This is a genomic window from Taishania pollutisoli (assembly GCF_014518315.1).
In the GTDB taxonomy this organism is placed as follows: Bacteria; Bacteroidota; Bacteroidia; order Flavobacteriales_D; family Crocinitomicaceae; genus Taishania; species Taishania pollutisoli.
In genome coordinates, this window is the sequence record NZ_JACVEL010000001.1 from 531,529 (window position 1) to 547,987 (window position 16,459).

14 protein-coding genes are annotated in these 16,459 nt (G+C 42.2%); 9 read left to right on the top strand and 5 right to left on the bottom strand.

The window, feature by feature from the left end; translation table 11 throughout:
- Positions 1 to 9: 9 nt before the first annotated feature.
- The 6 genes from H9Y05_RS02250 (at position 10) to H9Y05_RS02275 (ending at position 5,042) form a co-directional block, all read left to right on the top strand.
- Entirely contained in the window at positions 10 to 1,521 is a 1,512-nt protein-coding gene (locus H9Y05_RS02250; RefSeq protein WP_163490480.1) for a succinate CoA transferase, read from the top strand.
- Between the two features lie 131 nt (positions 1,522 to 1,652).
- Entirely contained in the window at positions 1,653 to 3,023 is a 1,371-nt protein-coding gene (locus H9Y05_RS02255) for an aldehyde dehydrogenase (protein ID WP_216713380.1), read from the top strand.
- Positions 3,024 to 3,166: 143 nt separating this feature from the next.
- A complete protein-coding gene (locus H9Y05_RS02260) occupies positions 3,167 to 3,451 on the top strand; it encodes a hypothetical protein (protein WP_163490482.1) in 285 nt (94 codons plus the stop codon).
- Positions 3,452 to 3,460: 9 nt separating this feature from the next.
- The gene (locus H9Y05_RS02265) at positions 3,461 to 3,817 is read left to right on the top strand and encodes a hypothetical protein (RefSeq protein ID WP_205729535.1); all 357 of its coding nucleotides are present in this window, start codon (positions 3,461 to 3,463) and stop codon (positions 3,815 to 3,817) included.
- Positions 3,818 to 3,942: 125 nt separating this feature from the next.
- Entirely contained in the window at positions 3,943 to 4,347 is a 405-nt protein-coding gene (locus tag H9Y05_RS02270) for an RrF2 family transcriptional regulator (protein WP_216713381.1), read from the top strand.
- A 41-nt stretch (positions 4,348 to 4,388) separates the two neighbouring features.
- Positions 4,389 to 5,042 (top strand): NAD(P)-dependent oxidoreductase, encoded by a 654-nt coding sequence (locus H9Y05_RS02275; protein WP_216713382.1) that lies wholly within the window; start codon positions 4,389 to 4,391, stop codon positions 5,040 to 5,042.
- 140 nt (positions 5,043 to 5,182) lie between these two features.
- Here H9Y05_RS02275 and recJ read toward each other — a convergent pair whose 3' ends face one another.
- A complete protein-coding gene (recJ, locus tag H9Y05_RS02280; protein WP_216713383.1) occupies positions 5,183 to 6,910 on the bottom strand; it encodes a single-stranded-DNA-specific exonuclease RecJ in 1,728 nt (575 codons plus the stop codon).
- Positions 6,911 to 7,002: 92 nt separating this feature from the next.
- Here recJ and H9Y05_RS02285 point away from each other — a divergent pair, with 92 nt between their 5' ends.
- The 3 genes from H9Y05_RS02285 to H9Y05_RS02295 all read left to right on the top strand — a co-directional run bounded on the left by H9Y05_RS02285 (position 7,003) and on the right by H9Y05_RS02295 (position 10,943).
- Positions 7,003 to 7,677 carry a hypothetical protein gene (locus tag H9Y05_RS02285; RefSeq protein ID WP_216713384.1) on the top strand — a complete coding sequence of 225 codons (675 nt, stop codon included), beginning with the start codon at positions 7,003 to 7,005 and terminating at the stop codon, positions 7,675 to 7,677.
- A 343-nt stretch (positions 7,678 to 8,020) separates the two neighbouring features.
- A complete protein-coding gene (locus H9Y05_RS02290; RefSeq protein ID WP_216713385.1) occupies positions 8,021 to 9,715 on the top strand; it encodes a BamA/TamA family outer membrane protein in 1,695 nt (564 codons plus the stop codon).
- Between the two features lie 13 nt (positions 9,716 to 9,728).
- A complete protein-coding gene (locus H9Y05_RS02295; protein ID WP_163490488.1) occupies positions 9,729 to 10,943 on the top strand; it encodes a DNA recombination protein RmuC in 1,215 nt (404 codons plus the stop codon).
- An 11-nt stretch (positions 10,944 to 10,954) separates the two neighbouring features.
- Here H9Y05_RS02295 and H9Y05_RS02300 read toward each other — a convergent pair whose 3' ends face one another.
- Genes H9Y05_RS02300 through H9Y05_RS02315 form a run of 4 tightly spaced genes read right to left on the bottom strand, consistent with a single transcriptional unit; the run spans position 10,955 to position 16,318 of the window.
- Positions 10,955 to 12,130: a hypothetical protein gene (locus H9Y05_RS02300; RefSeq protein WP_216713386.1), complete on the bottom strand. Its 1,176-nt coding sequence runs from the start codon at positions 12,128 to 12,130 to the stop codon at positions 10,955 to 10,957.
- A gap of 22 nt (positions 12,131 to 12,152) precedes the next feature.
- The gene (locus H9Y05_RS02305; RefSeq protein ID WP_216713387.1) at positions 12,153 to 13,010 is read right to left on the bottom strand and encodes an outer membrane beta-barrel protein; all 858 of its coding nucleotides are present in this window, start codon (positions 13,008 to 13,010) and stop codon (positions 12,153 to 12,155) included.
- 2 nt (positions 13,011 to 13,012) lie between these two features.
- Positions 13,013 to 14,659, bottom strand: a complete 1,647-nt coding sequence (locus H9Y05_RS02310; RefSeq protein ID WP_163490491.1) for a DUF1501 domain-containing protein — start codon at positions 14,657 to 14,659, stop codon at positions 13,013 to 13,015.
- A 12-nt stretch (positions 14,660 to 14,671) separates the two neighbouring features.
- Entirely contained in the window at positions 14,672 to 16,318 is a 1,647-nt protein-coding gene (locus H9Y05_RS02315; protein WP_216713388.1) for a DUF1800 domain-containing protein, read from the bottom strand.
- Positions 16,319 to 16,459 lie beyond the last annotated feature (141 nt).

The following is a 16,459-nucleotide window of genomic DNA, read 5'->3' on the forward strand; positions in this document are numbered from 1 at the left end:
GTAGATCGCATGGACAACAATCGCATATATTATTCTTTGTACGAAAGCAAGATCATGACAGCCGAACAGGCCGCACGCTTGATTGAAGACAAGATGATTATCGGTTCGAGCGGCTTCACAAAGGCCGGGGACAGTAAAGCGGTGTTGCCAGCATTTGCGAAACGTGCAGCCAATGAGCAAGTGGGAATCACGCTAATAACCGGTGCATCCCTGGGGCACACAACAGATACAGATCTTGCCAACAACAACGCGCTGTACAAGCGTATGCCGTTTCAGTTAGACTCCAGTTTGCGCGAGAAAATTAATGACGGTTCCATTTTGTTCATCGACCAGCATTTGAGTGAAACAGCTGAACTGCTTTCCAACCGGCATTTGCCCGGAATCGACATCGCCATCATAGAAGCGACATACGTCGATGAAAACGGAAACATTATCCCGACAACATCTGTAGGAAATTCGGCAACGTTTGCACACCTGGCAAAAAAGATCATTATTGAGATCAATACGGCAATTCCATTGGATTTCAAAGGAATTCACGATGTGATCATTCCGCAAGACTATCCTAACCGGCACGTATACAATGTGACACACACAGGAAGCAGAATCGGTCAGGATTTTATTTCCATTGACCCGGAGAAAGTAATCGGGGTTGTTTTCACAGAAATGACAGACAGCCCTGCACGGGAAACAGAATCGGATGAAACTACAACTGCCATCGCTGACCATTTACTGGATTTTTTCAACCGGGAGATCAAGGCAGGGCGTTTGACAAAATCGCTACTTCCGTTGCAGGCCGGAATCGGTAAAGTTGCCAACTCTGTTCTGTCCGGTTTTGCAAAAGGAGACTTTGAACACCTGACCATGTATTCCGAAGTATTGCAAGACAGTACTTTTGAATTGATCGACTCCGGAAAACTGGACGTTGCATCCGCTTCTTCGATCACTGTTACAAAAGCTTGTTACAACACACTTTTAGCCAATTTCGGTCGCTACAAAGACAAAATTGTTTTACGACCACAAAACATAAGTAATTCCCCCGAAATAATCCGACGCTTAGGAGTTATCGCAATTAACACAGCAATCGAATTCGACATTTACGGAAACGTTAATTCTACACACATTACAGGGACAAAAATGATGAATGGAATCGGAGGTTCGGGGGATTTTGCCAGAAACGCTTATCTGAGCATCTTTGTTGCTCCGTCCGTTTCAAAAGGCGATGCTATTTCGCATGTTGTTCCGATGGTTTCACACACTGACCATACCGAGCACGATGTAGACATTCTTGTTACCGAGCAAGGATTAGCGGATTTAAGAGGATTAGCACCGCGAGAACGTGCAAAAATGATCATAGACAATTGTGTCCATCCCGCGTACAAAGAGCAGTTGCAGGATTATTACAACCGCGCGTTGGAAAGAGGAGGACATACCCCCCATATCATTGAAGAAGCTTTGCAATGGCATAGCAGTTTATTACAATTAGGTACAATGAAGCAATTCGTTTTTCAAGAACAAGGATAATGATTTTCCGACACACTAGAAAGCTGAATCAATGATGAAAAAGACTGTCTCCCGAGAGGCAGTCTTTTCTTTTTCACAGGTCATTTCATTTTCGTACATTCGTACTGTACACCTATAAAATTTATGCAACAATGAATCCGGATTACTCCCTGATTGTTTCACAGCAACGGGCATTCTTTAACAGCAATGCCACCAAACCTGTTGCATTCAGAGTTCAACAGTTAAGAAAGCTGAAGGTGACTCTTCAAGCGAACGAACAGGCATTGATGGAGGCCATTGATTCGGATTTTAAAAAATCAGAATTTGATACCTATACCAATGAATTAATGTTGGTGTATAGCGATATCAATGAGGCAATCAGGAATGTAAAAAAATGGACGCGAAAAAAAAGAACCCGTACTAACCTCATCAATTTTCCGGCAAAAAGCTATGTCATTCCGGAGCCGCTGGGTGTTTCACTGATCATTGGTGCGTGGAATTATCCCTATCAGCTTTCTTTTGCACCGATGGTAGCAGCCATTGCTGCCGGGTGTACCGTGATTCTCAAACCAAGTGAACTACCGGCAGCTACCAGCAAAATTATGGCAAAAATTATGTCGGAAACGTTCCCGCAGGAATACATCGCAGTCGTAGAGGGAAGCGTAGCAGAAACAACGGCATTGCTGGAACAAAAATTTGATACGATTTTCTTTACCGGCAGCGTTCCTGTAGGCAGAATTGTTTACCAGGCTGCAGCAAAACAATTAACTCCCGTTACACTGGAACTCGGAGGAAAGAGTCCGGCGTTTGTGACGGAAAACTGCAACTTAAACATGTCGGTTAAACGATTGGTTTGGGCGAAGTTTCTCAACGCCGGACAGACATGCATCGCTCCGGATTATGTACTCGTTCATCAATCGGTTAAACACGCTTTTTTGGACGCGTTGACTGAGGAAATCCGCCAATCAGATTTCAAGATTGAAAACGGAAATTATGTTCAGATTATCAATGAACGCAATGGCGAGCGACTGGCAGCGCTACTCGGTCAGAACACCATACACTTCGGGGGAACTTACAACCGTGAAACACGTTATTTTGAACCGACCGTACTTGCCGATTCGTCGTTCGATGACAGCATCATGCAGGAAGAAATATTCGGACCAATTCTTCCGGTTATTGCATACAACGACCTTTCAGAAGCAATCCGAAACGTGAAGGAACGCCCCAAACCATTGTCTTGTTATATTTTCACTTCTGATTCGCAGATCAAACAACGGATTCTGAGCGAAGTTTCCTTCGGAGGAGGTGCCGTCAACGATGCAATTATGCACGTTTCAAACAGTCATCTGCCCTTTGGAGGAGTGGGTGAAAGCGGGATAGGTTCCTACCACGGAATTGCCGGTTTCAATGCATTTTCTCATTATAAAAGCATCCTGGATAAATCCACCTGGTTTGAGCTTAATCTGAAGTACTCTCCGCATTCACTTAAAAAGCTCAACTTCATCAAAAAAGTATTGAGATAATAATACATTTTGACCATCTTTGCCCTACCTTTATTGAAGAATAAGGCTTAATTTTTTCATAAAAATTATTTTTTTTCTGTAAAACTTTATAATATTTGTTTGGTATTAACCAATTCATTTATTTTTGCTCAAAAATTGACCCGATGAGTTCCGAATATAAACTAGTAGAAAAGGAGGAAGTTCCTAATTTTCATTTTCCAAAAGAAGATGTATTGATTAGCGATGATGAGAAGAAGGTATTAAAAGCACAGCTTGAACGTGCAAATACGTTAGGAAATACAGAACATCATAAGGTAAAAATTTACTTCGAAGATGCCGAAGGGAAGAAAGTCGTATATACAACTATCTGGGGAACGACAGAGTTGTATATTCTGTTGAAGAAAAATGTGTTTATTCCTATACAAAGAATCGTTAAATTAGAAATTTAATTAAAAAGCATGACGACAAAGAGAAGATCGATTATTAGTTACGACAAACTGACCGTTGAACAAAAAAAGAAGTTGGAACATGACTTTCCGGAAGGTTTCCTGGGGAATCTGACGACCATCAAAACTCCGACAGGAGAAGTATTGGACGCGTTGATCTGGGAGACGGAAGAAATCATTTACCTGGTAAAAATCAATAAAGCTTCTTTCCACTCTTCTTTGGATGATGAGGACGATGATTTTGTAGACGACACATTGGGAGCAGATATTCCGGTAGGTGATGACGATGATGAATCAGACGATGACGACGATATCGATGAAGATGCAGAAGAAGATGACGAGGAAGACGAGGATGAGGACGAAGAATAATTCTCCACATCTCTAAAAATAATTCAGCCCGGTATTCCGGGTTTTTTTAATGCAATTTTAAATCGTAACTTTTTTTGGTACAATTAAAATTATAATTATATTTGCATCGATTATTTGTCGCACACATGAACAATTTACGATTTTCAACAGCATTGCACATCCTGGTTTTATTGGATTATTTCGATACGGATTGGTTAAGCTCAGACCTGATTGCCGGTAGCATCGGTGTGAATCCTGTTATTGTACGCAAAGAAATCGGCACCCTCCGTGATGCAGGATTGATTGACTGTAAACGGGGAAAGGTCGGCGGGTATCGGCTTAAAAAAAGTGCCTCCTCCATTTTGTTATCTGAAATATACAATGCTGTTCATCCAAAACACATCGGGAAGTACAACGAAACGAATCCTAAATGTCCGGTAGGAATGCAGATGAACGCGCGACTGGAAGATGTATTCAGTTCAGTAGAATCAGGGATCACAGCTCAATTAGAGGGTCACACACTAAGATCATTCAGAGAATCGTTCTCTTAATTTTTTTAGTTTTAATTGTAACAATTTTAATAACAATAAGAATGAAAAAAGTAGCATTAATTGGAGCAACCGGGTTTGTGGGAACGCAGATTTTGCATGAATTGGTTAACAGAAATGTAGTAGTAAAAGCAATTGCACGCAACACGGAAAAAATAGAACCATCACCATTAGTAGAACCCGTGGCGGTAAACATCAACAATGAAGAAGAACTGCAGCAAGCACTCAGTGGTGTGGATGCCGTGATCAGCGCTTACAACGCAGGATGGACAAATCCGAATATTTACGATGATTTTCTGGCCGGGTCAAAAACGATTGAAAACGCTGTAAAAAACGCAGGTGTGAAACGTTACATTGTCATCGGTGGAGCGGGAAGTCTTTACATCGACGAGCAAACTCAATTGGTAGACACACCTCAGTTTCCTGCTGAAATAAAACCGGGAGCATTGGCTGCACGTGATTACCTGACACACCTCAAAGGAGAAAATGATCTGGAATGGACGTTTTTCAGTCCGGCAATCGAAATGCATCAGGGAACTGCAGGAGTAAGAAGAGGGACATACAGAACGGCATTGGAAAACCCTGTTTTTGATGAAAACAACCGCAGTATTCTCTCGGTAGAGGATGTAGCTGTTGTAATTGCAGATGAATTGGAACACCCGAAACACATTCGTCAGCGTTTTACCGCGGCTTATTAAACTGCAATTGAATTAGTCGGAGAGATCGGTTTCATTTGTCCTCCCCCTTTATCCCTCCAAAGGGGGAGACATACCGACAATTGATGATATTCTTCAACAAGAACAACCTGTTTCGGTTCTTTATGTAGTTTATTTACAACCTAAATCATTGCGCGGATATCTTTGATATTCAATTGCAAACTTTCTTTCCCGTTCCAACGGTTGGACTCCAGCGTGTAAATCATTTCAAACGGAACTCCTGCTGCAACTTCCAGTTCTTTATCTGCCAGATTAAACCCGATTGCATCCAGTACCACATCCGTATCCGGTTGTGTGACCTGTAATTTCAGATGCGCTTCTTTCAGAATCCGAACATTGGTGGAATACACATTCCCAGAATAAAAAACAGGTTGCATATTCCCCGGTCCGTGTGGTTCCATCTGTCTTAAAATGCGTTTTAATTTCGGAATCAAAGTTCGGTTTTCCAATCGCTCATAGATGGAATCAAAATTCAGTTCCAGATCAACAGTTTCGGTCGGAACCTCATCCTCCAACTGCAAAGATGCTTGTACCACTTCATCAAAACGATGACGGAATGCCTCATAATTTTCTTTTTTCAATGTCAATCCTGCTGCATAGGTGTGTCCCCCGAATTGTTCCAGTAAATCTTCACAGGATAAAATCGCATTGTAAATATCGAAATGGTTAATCGTACGTGCAGAGCCCGTTAATTTTCCGTCGTTCTCGGTCAAAACAATGGTTGGTTTAAAATGCCGTTCAATTAACCGGGAAGCGACAATACCAACAACTCCTTTGTGCCATCCTTCATTGAAAACAACAGTCGATTTGGCATGCGTATACCATTCATCAGCGTCCAGAATTTCGAGAGCTTCCTGTGTTGTTTCTGCATCCAATTCCCGACGTTCCTGGTTGTAGTTATCAATTGCGTGCGCCAGTTCTTCAATGAGGCTTGTATCTTCCGACACCATTAATTCTACGGCATGTCGACCGGAATACAGTCTTCCTGCTGAATTGATACGCGGAGCAATCGTGAAGACCACATCGGTCAACGTAACCGGGAAACTTCGTTTAGCCAGTGTGAGCAACCTTTTGAACGAAGTTCTGGGATATTCGTTTAAGAGTCGCATTCCGTGGTGCGCAAGAATTCTGTTTTCCCCTGTCACAGGAACAATATCCGCTCCGATGGCAACGGCAACAAAATCCAACAGTTCATACAAATCCGCCCGTTTCCACCCTTTCCGGATACTCAATCCCTGCAATAGTTTGAATCCGACTCCGCAACCACATAATTCTTTGTAAGGATAGTTACAATCGACCTGCTTGGGGTCCAGGACAAGTGCATCCGGGATTCTTTCTCCCGGTTGGTGATGATCGCACACAATGAAATCCAGCCCCAAACTCTTTCCGTATTCAATTAACTCCACCGATTTGATCCCGCAATCCAGCAAAATAAGCAATGAGCAACCGTTTTCTTTGGCACAATCAATTCCTTTTTTACTCAATCCGTATCCTTCGGTATAACGGTCCGGGATGTAGTAATCCAGGTGTGAGTGGTGTTTGGACAGAAAGGTATACATCAATGCGACTGCTGTTGTCCCATCCACGTCGTAATCGCCGAAGAGTAATATATTTTCTTGCTCATTGATCGCTTTTTCAAGCCGGTGAACAGCTTCCGGCATGTTTTTCATCAAAAACGGATCGTGCAGGTCTTCCAATTTCGGACGAAAAAAATGTTCTGCTTTCTCAAATGTATTGATTCCCCGTTGCAGCAATAATTCTGCAACAACAGGATTTACTTTTAATTCTGAACGAAATGAATCGATGGTTGTACGGTCAACAGATTGTCTGATTATCCACTTTTTCTCCATGTAATTGGCATTATTTTGGAAATATTTGCAAATGAATGGAAATATTTCCGGGTAATTGGCATTGTATTATTAAAGTTCTCTATTTTTAAGTTATGAAAAAAAATCCGTTCAAACCAACATTTTTTACCGCATTTTTAACTTTCTGGTGCATCCAACTCTCTTTATTTTCTCAAAAATCATACGAATTCAGTCTTCCGGTTCCGGTTGAAACGGCACCGGTTTATTCAGTAGAAACCACCTATTTCGGCACCTATATCAGTACAAAAGGACCTCAACTGAGTTATGAACTAAACGAGAAAGGGCTGTTTATCCATACCATCAATATTCAGGCAATTTCCAAAGAAACATTGCGGGAAAACAGCAAATACAGTATCCGGAATGAACACATCTTCGGTGTAGTGGAAGATTCTATTCCATATGTGTTCCAGGATGACAATTATTACTTTGGTGTACGCAATGCGGTGCAACTGGCAGGAGTCGAAAGCTCGAACAAACTGGTTCCAAACGGACCCGGAAGCTATGTATTGAACTTTAAAACAGATAACGGGTATACGCCTGCATTACTGGAACTGAAAAACAATCAACTACACATCTCCTATTTTGATTACAATGAGGAAAGCAAATTGTTTAATAAGATTAAAGAAACACAACCCGTTACTTCGGAAAACGGGTTGACAACAATTGTCCTAACACCTACGTTAAAAGAATGGCAGAAGTTGTTCAAGAAGGAACTATTCGGTGAAGTACAGGTATTTGAGAAGCAGTAGCAACAAAAAAGCTACCCGTCATTGACAGGTAGCTTTTTCCAATTTCTTTTACAACTACTGTTACAAAGCAGCCACATCATCCGCAGGAGCGATTTCTACGCTTCCGTAGGCATCACAATGCCCGCCGCGTGAAGATCCGCAAGAAGATATGATAGCTACCAATCCAAAGCTAACAAGCATTAAGGCCAAAATTTTTTTCATCTGTTGTTGTTTTTAAATATTAAAGGTCTTGATTGAACACCAACAAAAATATAAAAAAATGAATAAGAATTGCAATATTCTTTTCCACATTTAATTATTTATAAAATGAAATAACGTAATTTTCATCCCGTTATTGTGTTCGATGCGTCTTTTTTCACTCCTGATAATACTGCTGTTTCCACTCATTTCAGAGGGACAGAAAAAGTATACGCTTTTATTTATCAACAACGAGTATAAAGTTATAAAGAAGCACCCCGAAACGCGCTTTAAAGACTCCATTACCTTAAAAAACTATCTAAAAGATTTCCAATCGTTTGCTCACAAAAAAGGGTACCTCCTATCCTCATTTGACACCATCGGCAAGACCGGAGAAACCAGTTTTTACGTTCGTTTTTCTGCCGGTGAAAAATTTCAGCATGCTGTATTGAGAACGGCACCCGAAGAGCAACGGTTTTTGCGAAAGAAGGGAAGTATTTCTGAAAAAATGCTGCTCAAAGCACCGCTTACCCCACAGGAATTTATGAGTACGCTCACCACCATTCAGCAAACGTACCTCGATAACGGGTATCCGTTCGTGAATGTTTACCTCGATTCCGTCGTCATTCTGAATAATTCTATTGAGGCAGTTGTGATGGTCGACAAGGGGGAACAATTAAAGTGGAGTAAACTACATGTGAAAGGTGATTCCAGTATTTCCAGAAAGTTTGTCGGCAGTCTGATCGGAATCAAAGAAAAAAGTATTTACAGTGAGTCTGACTTTTACCGGATTTCCCAGAAACTGAAGCAAATCAATTATTTTGAAGAAATCAAACCTGCTGAAATTCTGTTTACGCCTGAAGGTGTTGAATTGTACACTTATTTACGTTCCAAACCCATGAGCTCCGTCAACGGAATCATCGGGTTGCAACCCAATCCGCTCACTTCCAAATTATCCCTTACGGGGGAATTGAGCCTGAAACTTCAGAATATTTTAAAACGCGGGGAATTATTGTACATTGATTGGCGCAGCATTCAGCCGCAGACGCAGTCACTGCGTTCACAGCTGACCTATCCGTATTTCTTCAATACCAATTTCGGATTAGACGGAACATTTGATTTGTACAAACGGGATTCAACCTTCCTTGAAATCAATGCGACGGCAGGGGTCAATTATTACCTGAACGGCGGCAGTTACATCAAGGTTTTTTATCAGAATAACACCTCAAATCTACTTTCCGGCGCGGCAAATTCGACGTTGCAAAACCTGGGGAGTGTCAAAACCAATTCCTACGGGATCGCATTTGTGTACAACAAAGTGGATTATTTGCCCAACCCTTCCCGGGGAATGATCCTCGAAACAAAATTTTCGGCAGGAACGCGGACTGCTCAGATTTCAGACACCAGTTCTGAGGTGAAAAGCACTGTTTACCGGGGTATGATCAATATTACCGGATTTATTCCCCTGGCCAAACGGCATGTATTGATGCTCCGCAACAAAACCAATTTGTACCAGGCTCCCGTTATTTATGCGAACGAAGCGCACCGGTACGGCGGGTTGAGCACACAGCGGGGATTTAATGAGGAGGAATTGTACGCAACAGCCCAGACGACATTCACTGCTGAATACCGGTTTTTGGTAGACCGGAATTCCTATGCGTTTGCTTTTTTTGATCAGAGTTGGTACGAAAACAGTTCTCAGACCTACTACAACGATCAGCCTTCCGGTTTTGGAGTCGGTTTTTCATTTGGAACGAACATCGGTGTCTTTTCAATCTCGTATGCACTCGGAAAACAATTTGACAACCCGGTCATGTTCAGAAACGGTAAAATTCACTTCGGATACATTGCTTATTTTTAGTTATTTTTGAACCATGGTTGAAATCGTATTTGGTAGCATTGTTCTGATTCTCGGGGGAGTCGTTATTGTGTTGTTCCGGCAATTGCAAACAAGCAGAACGGAGAGTGAAGCATTGAAAACACTTCACACGAATACACAGATGGAAAATATCCGTCTGAATACGCAGCTTGGTGCATTGCAAGAACGCATTGAGCAAAATCAATCTAATTTCTCGGCACAGGAAAAGAGTTTGAAAGAACAGCTTGAATTGATGGCCAAATCGTTTGTTCAACAAGGAACCCAGCAGCTAAAAGTTGAAAACGAACAGCATCTGCAGCAATTGCTGAAGCCGTTTCATGAAAAACTGATTTCTTTTCAACAGGAAGTAAAAGAACAGAAAGAAAAAGGCATTGAGCAGTATTCTTCGATGAAAGAAATGATCGGTCACCTGCACAAACAACATACAGAAATGCATTCTACAGCACAAAACCTGGTAGATGCATTGCGCGGAGAGCAAAAAATGCAGGGAGACTGGGGAGAATTCGCATTGGAACGGATTCTGGAAACCAGTGGACTGGAGAAAGGAATTGACTACAAAACACAAGATTCATTTCGAGATGAACACGGGCATCATCAGCGTCCGGACGTAGTGATTTATTTACCCGACAACAAACACATCATCATTGACTCGAAAGTTTCCATGGTTGCTTTTGAACGGTACATCAATGCAGAAGATGAAGCAACAAAACGCGATGAACTCAACAAGCACATTCTGTCGATCAGAAATCACATCCGGCAATTAGGAGATAAAAATTACAGCAGCATCGAAAGCTTGTCTTCTCCTGATTTTGTTTTGCTATTCATTCCCTTGGAATCCTCATTTGCATTAGCGATTAAAGAAGAACCGGCTTTGTACGAACTGGCATTGTCTAAAAAAGTGGTTCTGGTAACTCCTTCTACCCTGCTTGCGACACTGAAAACCGTTTCAAGCATCTGGAAGCACGAAAAACAAACAAAAAACGCAATCGAAATTGCAGAGCAGGCTTCCCGCCTCTACGATAAGTTTGTCGGATTCATTGCTGATATGGAAAAAATCGGAAACAAGCAGCTCGAAGCACAAAAAGCCTATACCGATGCAATGAATAAATTGCATGAAGGCAACGGAAACCTGGTTCGAAGTGCGGAAAAACTCCGGGAACTGGGTGTGAAATCAAAGAAGGAAATCGATAAGAAGTACCTGGAGGATTAACCAGAAATTACTTATTCCAGCAATTCGGCCAATTGCTCATCTGACAATTTTACGGTTGCAATGCGGTCATAACTTCCCATGACCTTGGCCTGTACCAATAGCATCAGTCCTCCGTCTTCTGTTTTTGTGAAATCACAAATCGAATACGGTGTGTTTTGTCCCACATATTTCGTTCCTCTCAATGCTCCTGAATAGGGATCAAAAAATGACAACAATAACTGATTGCTGCGTGTGGATCCTGCCATCACCACGTAATAAACACCTCCGATTGCCATGGAACGGATAACGACCGGTTTTTCAGGATTCAGTTCCGAATATCCGGAAGCACTGATGGACTCAGCAATATCAACCGATGCAGGATTTAATGAAGCATTGGCATTGAAATACTGGTTGTCGTATGAAAATCGTGCAACAGCATATTGCGAATTTCCTTTCGGAAGAATGGCATTCACTCCCCCATTAAAATTAGCTCCGTTGTAAACTCCTGAAAATTGCAGATTGGCATTCATAAACACCAGTGAAAAGCTGTAATTATAAAAACAACTCATTACGATGTAGTCATTTTCCGGAGTAGAACTCACGAAAAAAGGAATGCGCTTTCCATCGTGGGTAATGTGATCTACGATTCTGTCTTCTACGCTTGTCATGATGTTCAATTCTTCCGACTGCGTAATGCTCGTTAAAGAAGGATCCAATTGATGAATCCCTGTTTTGTAACTCAATCGGTCGTAATTCTGGATGTACATCGTCGTTCCGTTGCTGTACGCATACGTCGGATAGATGATCCCTGAAAAGTTCTGGATTTCATTCACATTTCCTGACGCCTCATCCAATTGCAACAGGTATGTAAATAACCCGACGTTGTCCATGCACACAAAATAATAGCTTCCGCCGTGCTTGATCAGGTTTGTCGCATTCACATAATTGGACGGTAGCGTTTTTCTCCACACAACTCCCCCTACTTTATCCGTTTTCATGACATGGATATTCCATCCGCCGTAAGCACTCAAAACAATATATCCCTGATCGGTGGTTTGCTGAATTCCGAGGGGAACGTATTTTTTATTTCCTTCCGAGTCATTGTATATTTTCACAAATGATTCTTCCGGTTGAAAATCATCCTTTTTACATCCTGCAAACACAAGAATGGCGCCGATAAAAAGAATCTGTTGGATGTAGCGTTTCATAACTGTCGTCATTTGTAAAAAATTAGTATTTGCTTCTTCTCAGAATGTTTAACTCTCGGAGGTTGTCAATCGGGAACAGTACTTTCATCTGAAAATTCAGACTGCTCAACTTCAACTGATCCAACACATCCAGGTACTGGGCCGTAAATCCCGTCTGATCTGAATAACGGTTGCGTTCATTCACAACGGATAGTAATCCGTAACGGAAATTACTTTCAATTCCTATCACAACATACTTGGAGAAGTAAGAAATCCCCAATCCACCAACCAATCCGACGTTGAATTTGTTAAAATGATCCGTTGCCATGGCGCTGGAAGTAGAATTGAGCTGATCTTCATTTAGTTCACCATCGATTGTTGCATCATAACTGATCGATTTACTTGCCCGGTGGCGAAAATCGGTGTATATTCCCAGTTGAAGATAGGGAGAAACCCGTCGCACGGTCATGTCCCAACGCACCAGGAGAGGAAGCGAGAAATAAGCAATCTTCTGGTCGTGGTGTAATTCACGTGAAAAGTCCATGTAATTCACCGTATCCCTCCATGAATAAGCTGTCTGGTATTTAAACCGGTTTGTATAATAGGCGGGCTGAAATACCAATGAAAACCGTTTACTCATGCAGTACAAAAAGTACATCCCAAACTGATGTGAACCATTTTCAAATAATTTATTGTAGTCTTTTTCAGATAATCCGTCTGCTGACTGTGGATCTGCTACCAGTACCGAATGCTTTTCCGTTGCATCGGGTAAGGAATAATTTACACCTCCATACACGCCTAAAAAGACTCTGTTTTTCCGGTGAACCGAATACTTTTGAGCCAGTGCAGAGCATGCCAGCATCCACACAGCAATTCCCAGTATGATTTTTTGCTTTACCATCATTATCTGTTTAAAATGACTTTTTGTGTCACTGACGCACTGTCATTAATAATCAATGTGACAATGTACATTCCATTCTTAAATCGGGAGAAATCGTAATTAACCGTATGTTCTCCCTCCCATGATTTTTCCTCTTTGACAACTGCCAATACTCTTCCGTTCAAATCCCTGACTTCAATTTTTATAGCTGCATTGTTGCGGAGGTAATAACTAATCGTTGCGATTCCGGTCGTCGGGTTCGGGTGGCACTTCATCCACAGGTTTTCTTTGAACAATTCCGACAAACCGACCTCTTTACAATTGATATAATCCACCCGGTTGTCGATGAAATTTTCAAATCTGACCGATTCAATGGCTGTCTGTGATGCTCCGAACCAGTCTTTTACAACGGAACTGAACACCTGCCGGTAATCGTGCTGCATCGGAATGTTTCCTCCCTGCAAATTTTGTAGATCAGGATTTGTTCCATACACGCCCGGGTTGAGACATGTTCCGAAAATAAGCATCGGAGCCGCATTCCCGTGATCCGTTCCGTAACTTGCATTGGAAACAACCCTTCTCCCAAACTCGGAAAAGGTCATCGTCAGCACGCGATCTGCTAATCCTAAATTTCTCAAATCGTCATAAAACGCTTTTACCGCGGAAGAAATGTGGTAGAGCAATGCCGCATGTCCACCCATCGTTGTATTGTTATTTACTACCTGGTTGGCATGCGTATCAAATCCTCCGATCCGGCACAGGAAAATTTTTGTTCCGATTCCTCCGCTGATCAATCGTGAAACAATTTTTAACTGTGGCGCAAGCGGATTGTTAATCGCACTGCTTGGCGCAACAAACGGATAGATATCCGGGTAAACTGTTGCCGAATTTGTTCCCGAATTATACACATCCCGCAATCGCTCGGCATAGTTATTGGACTGGCGTTCGATCTGCATAATGTATTCAATTTCATCTCCTGCATGCGTGTCCGGTAATGTAACCGGCAAATCTCCCCCGACGCTGTTGATCAGGTTGTAAAATGCATTCGGATCCTGCACGGAAAGTCCCATCGGAATTCCTTCATTCCTGTGAAATGCCAGCGAAACACCCGTCCCGATTTCAATTGCTAATGGATCCGGTACTTGCGGACTTGGATAACCGGTCGGGTATCCCGGATACAAATGTTCCAGGTAACGTCCCATCCATCCCGAACTAAAGTATTCATTGTAATCACCACCCATGTACCAGATATCCCGGCTTCTGAAGTGCGATCCGTTCATATTTTCGTACGATACATTCTGCACGATTGCCATATTCCCGTCATCATACATTGCTTTTGCCGCCACCATGTCCGGGTGCAATCCTACCTGTCTGTTTCCCGGTAAATTTGGATCCAGTGTAATGTATTTCCGGGAACCACTCTGCGGGATGGCAATGTTCGGCCGGTGATTGTAGTAATGTCCGTATCCGTCTATCGGAATCACCATGTTCAACCCATCATTTCCTCCATGCAATTGAATCAATACAAGAATCCGGTCATTGGTACTCGACTTTGCAATGTCATTCAGGAAATGATTATCCTCCATTGCGTGAAGTTTGATCCCGTTCAGATTTAATAGCAATCCTGAGCCTGCAAGTGAAGTTAAACGTAAAAAATCTTTTCTTTCCATAGCAGACAAGGTTTAATAAAGTTGGTATTCGGGTGACTGCATCATCGCAAGTGCCAGTGCTTCTAATTGTAATCGGACATTCATATCGTTGTTACTCGTCATGTAATTATTCCATTCCACCGACCAGTTAATCGGAGAAAGTTGATCCAGCAATACCGCGTCTCTGAAATAATTAAAGCGATCTGTATCAATTGCCATTGGAAACATCCAGCTGACAAGCTCCTGCACCAATGTTGTCGCATTGGCAGGGTTTGAGCAATTATCCCGGACAAACTGAACTATGTCTAATTGCAACAACACTTGTCCGTTCATCGAAAATCCGGAGATCAGGTATTCAATAAATTTATACCTGTTTGCCAGGTAATTAGACGAAATCCAGTACCGCTGGAAGTCTGGAAACTGAAAATACGGATCATGTCCGGCAACATCGTACGGTTCAAACAACTCCAATCCCTGGTGACTCAACTGATTGATCAATCCTGCATATAATGCATACTGATTTTCCAAATCTGTCGTCTGATCCGGAACCTGTAAATCGAATAAGCGCATAGACCCGATGATCAGGTCCATTGGCGATTTGATAATCGCACCAATGTTATTATCATCTGTCTGAACGGTATCTTCATCATAAAAGTGTTCGCTCTGCAACAATACTTCCAATACACTTTTTATTTCATAATCGTTGGCGACCAAGGTAGCTGCCAGCGGTTCGATGATATCCGTTTCAATTTCAGGAGTAATATCGAAGTAAACAAACTCACGGTAAATCCTTCTGCAGATATTTTTTGCGGCATGGGAAGAATCAAAAATCATATCGATCAATTCATTCAACTCGTCCGCTACTGCCTGAATATCTGCATCGCCACCCACAATTCCCGCTGTCTGAATCTGTGTATTGTTAAAAGCATAGGAAAACTGCTTTGTACTTACGTCGTGTTGAGAAGAGATCGAACCATTGTTTGATTTCACTTTCCCGGAAGGAATTCCCGTTACAGGATCTACTGTCTGGAATGTAGGATCAATTCCCCACCCTGTCAGCACTTTTGTTGCTGCCTGCACATCCTGTTCTGTAAATGTAGTGTAATCCCCTACTCCAACCTCGTCTCCTTTCCCTACAGTGTAAAGCTCTAAAAATTCACGTGCAAAGTTTTCCTGAGGCACTCCTTTCACATTTAGATTACCATCCAAATGTACCAGCATGGCATTATCAATACAAATGGCCCGTGTCAATTCTTTGTAATTGCCCAGTGCATAGTAACGAAGTAACCGCAAGTAATCGATGGAGAATTGCGGTCGCCCTTCGATGCGTGACATGATCATCGGGAAATGGGTATAGTAAAACCAGATCATCCGTTCCGTAAGGTTCATCCCGGATGCGCGTGCGTTTTCCATCCACCAGCTGCAGGTGTAGCGGGAGAGTGTATCATTGAACGTATCGGGATGTTTTGTATTCGGGAACACCCAGTCTGTTCCGTTCAACGGATCTACCGGGAAGGCAGGATCGGAATCAGGCAAAAACAAAGCAGTGACGGCATCTTGAGCGGTCATCGTTGCAAAGGAATTGATACTGGAAATATTTGGTCCAAAAGTAGCTCGCCGTAGTAGATGAGAAGCCCTTTGGATTCCTAATATTCCGGTCGTTGGATTTAAGGAAGCCATGAGTAGTTTCTATTGTTTCGCTCAAATATACGATATTCAACCATTATTTCCACGCGTAAAACTACCCGAATCGTGTTGTTTTTTCATGATTCCGGGGTAATCAACTGGTTTTTAACCTTCAATTTTTTCTACTTTTTTTAT

Coding starts and splice junctions, on each gene's coding strand:
- H9Y05_RS02250 (WP_163490480.1), top strand. CDS start 10: ATGGACAACAATCGCATATATTATTCTTTGTACGAAAGCAAGATCATG.
- H9Y05_RS02255 (WP_216713380.1), top strand. CDS start 1,653: ATGAATCCGGATTACTCCCTGATTGTTTCACAGCAACGGGCATTCTTT.
- H9Y05_RS02260 (WP_163490482.1), top strand. CDS start 3,167: ATGAGTTCCGAATATAAACTAGTAGAAAAGGAGGAAGTTCCTAATTTT.
- H9Y05_RS02265 (WP_205729535.1), top strand. CDS start 3,461: ATGACGACAAAGAGAAGATCGATTATTAGTTACGACAAACTGACCGTT.
- H9Y05_RS02270 (WP_216713381.1), top strand. CDS start 3,943: ATGAACAATTTACGATTTTCAACAGCATTGCACATCCTGGTTTTATTG.
- H9Y05_RS02275 (WP_216713382.1), top strand. CDS start 4,389: ATGAAAAAAGTAGCATTAATTGGAGCAACCGGGTTTGTGGGAACGCAG.
- recJ (WP_216713383.1), bottom strand. CDS start 6,910: ATGGAGAAAAAGTGGATAATCAGACAATCTGTTGACCGTACAACCATC.
- H9Y05_RS02285 (WP_216713384.1), top strand. CDS start 7,003: ATGAAAAAAAATCCGTTCAAACCAACATTTTTTACCGCATTTTTAACT.
- H9Y05_RS02290 (WP_216713385.1), top strand. CDS start 8,021: ATGCGTCTTTTTTCACTCCTGATAATACTGCTGTTTCCACTCATTTCA.
- H9Y05_RS02295 (WP_163490488.1), top strand. CDS start 9,729: ATGGTTGAAATCGTATTTGGTAGCATTGTTCTGATTCTCGGGGGAGTC.
- H9Y05_RS02300 (WP_216713386.1), bottom strand. CDS start 12,130: ATGAAACGCTACATCCAACAGATTCTTTTTATCGGCGCCATTCTTGTG.
- H9Y05_RS02305 (WP_216713387.1), bottom strand. CDS start 13,010: ATGGTAAAGCAAAAAATCATACTGGGAATTGCTGTGTGGATGCTGGCA.
- H9Y05_RS02310 (WP_163490491.1), bottom strand. CDS start 14,659: ATGGAAAGAAAAGATTTTTTACGTTTAACTTCACTTGCAGGCTCAGGA.
- H9Y05_RS02315 (WP_216713388.1), bottom strand. CDS start 16,318: ATGGCTTCCTTAAATCCAACGACCGGAATATTAGGAATCCAAAGGGCT.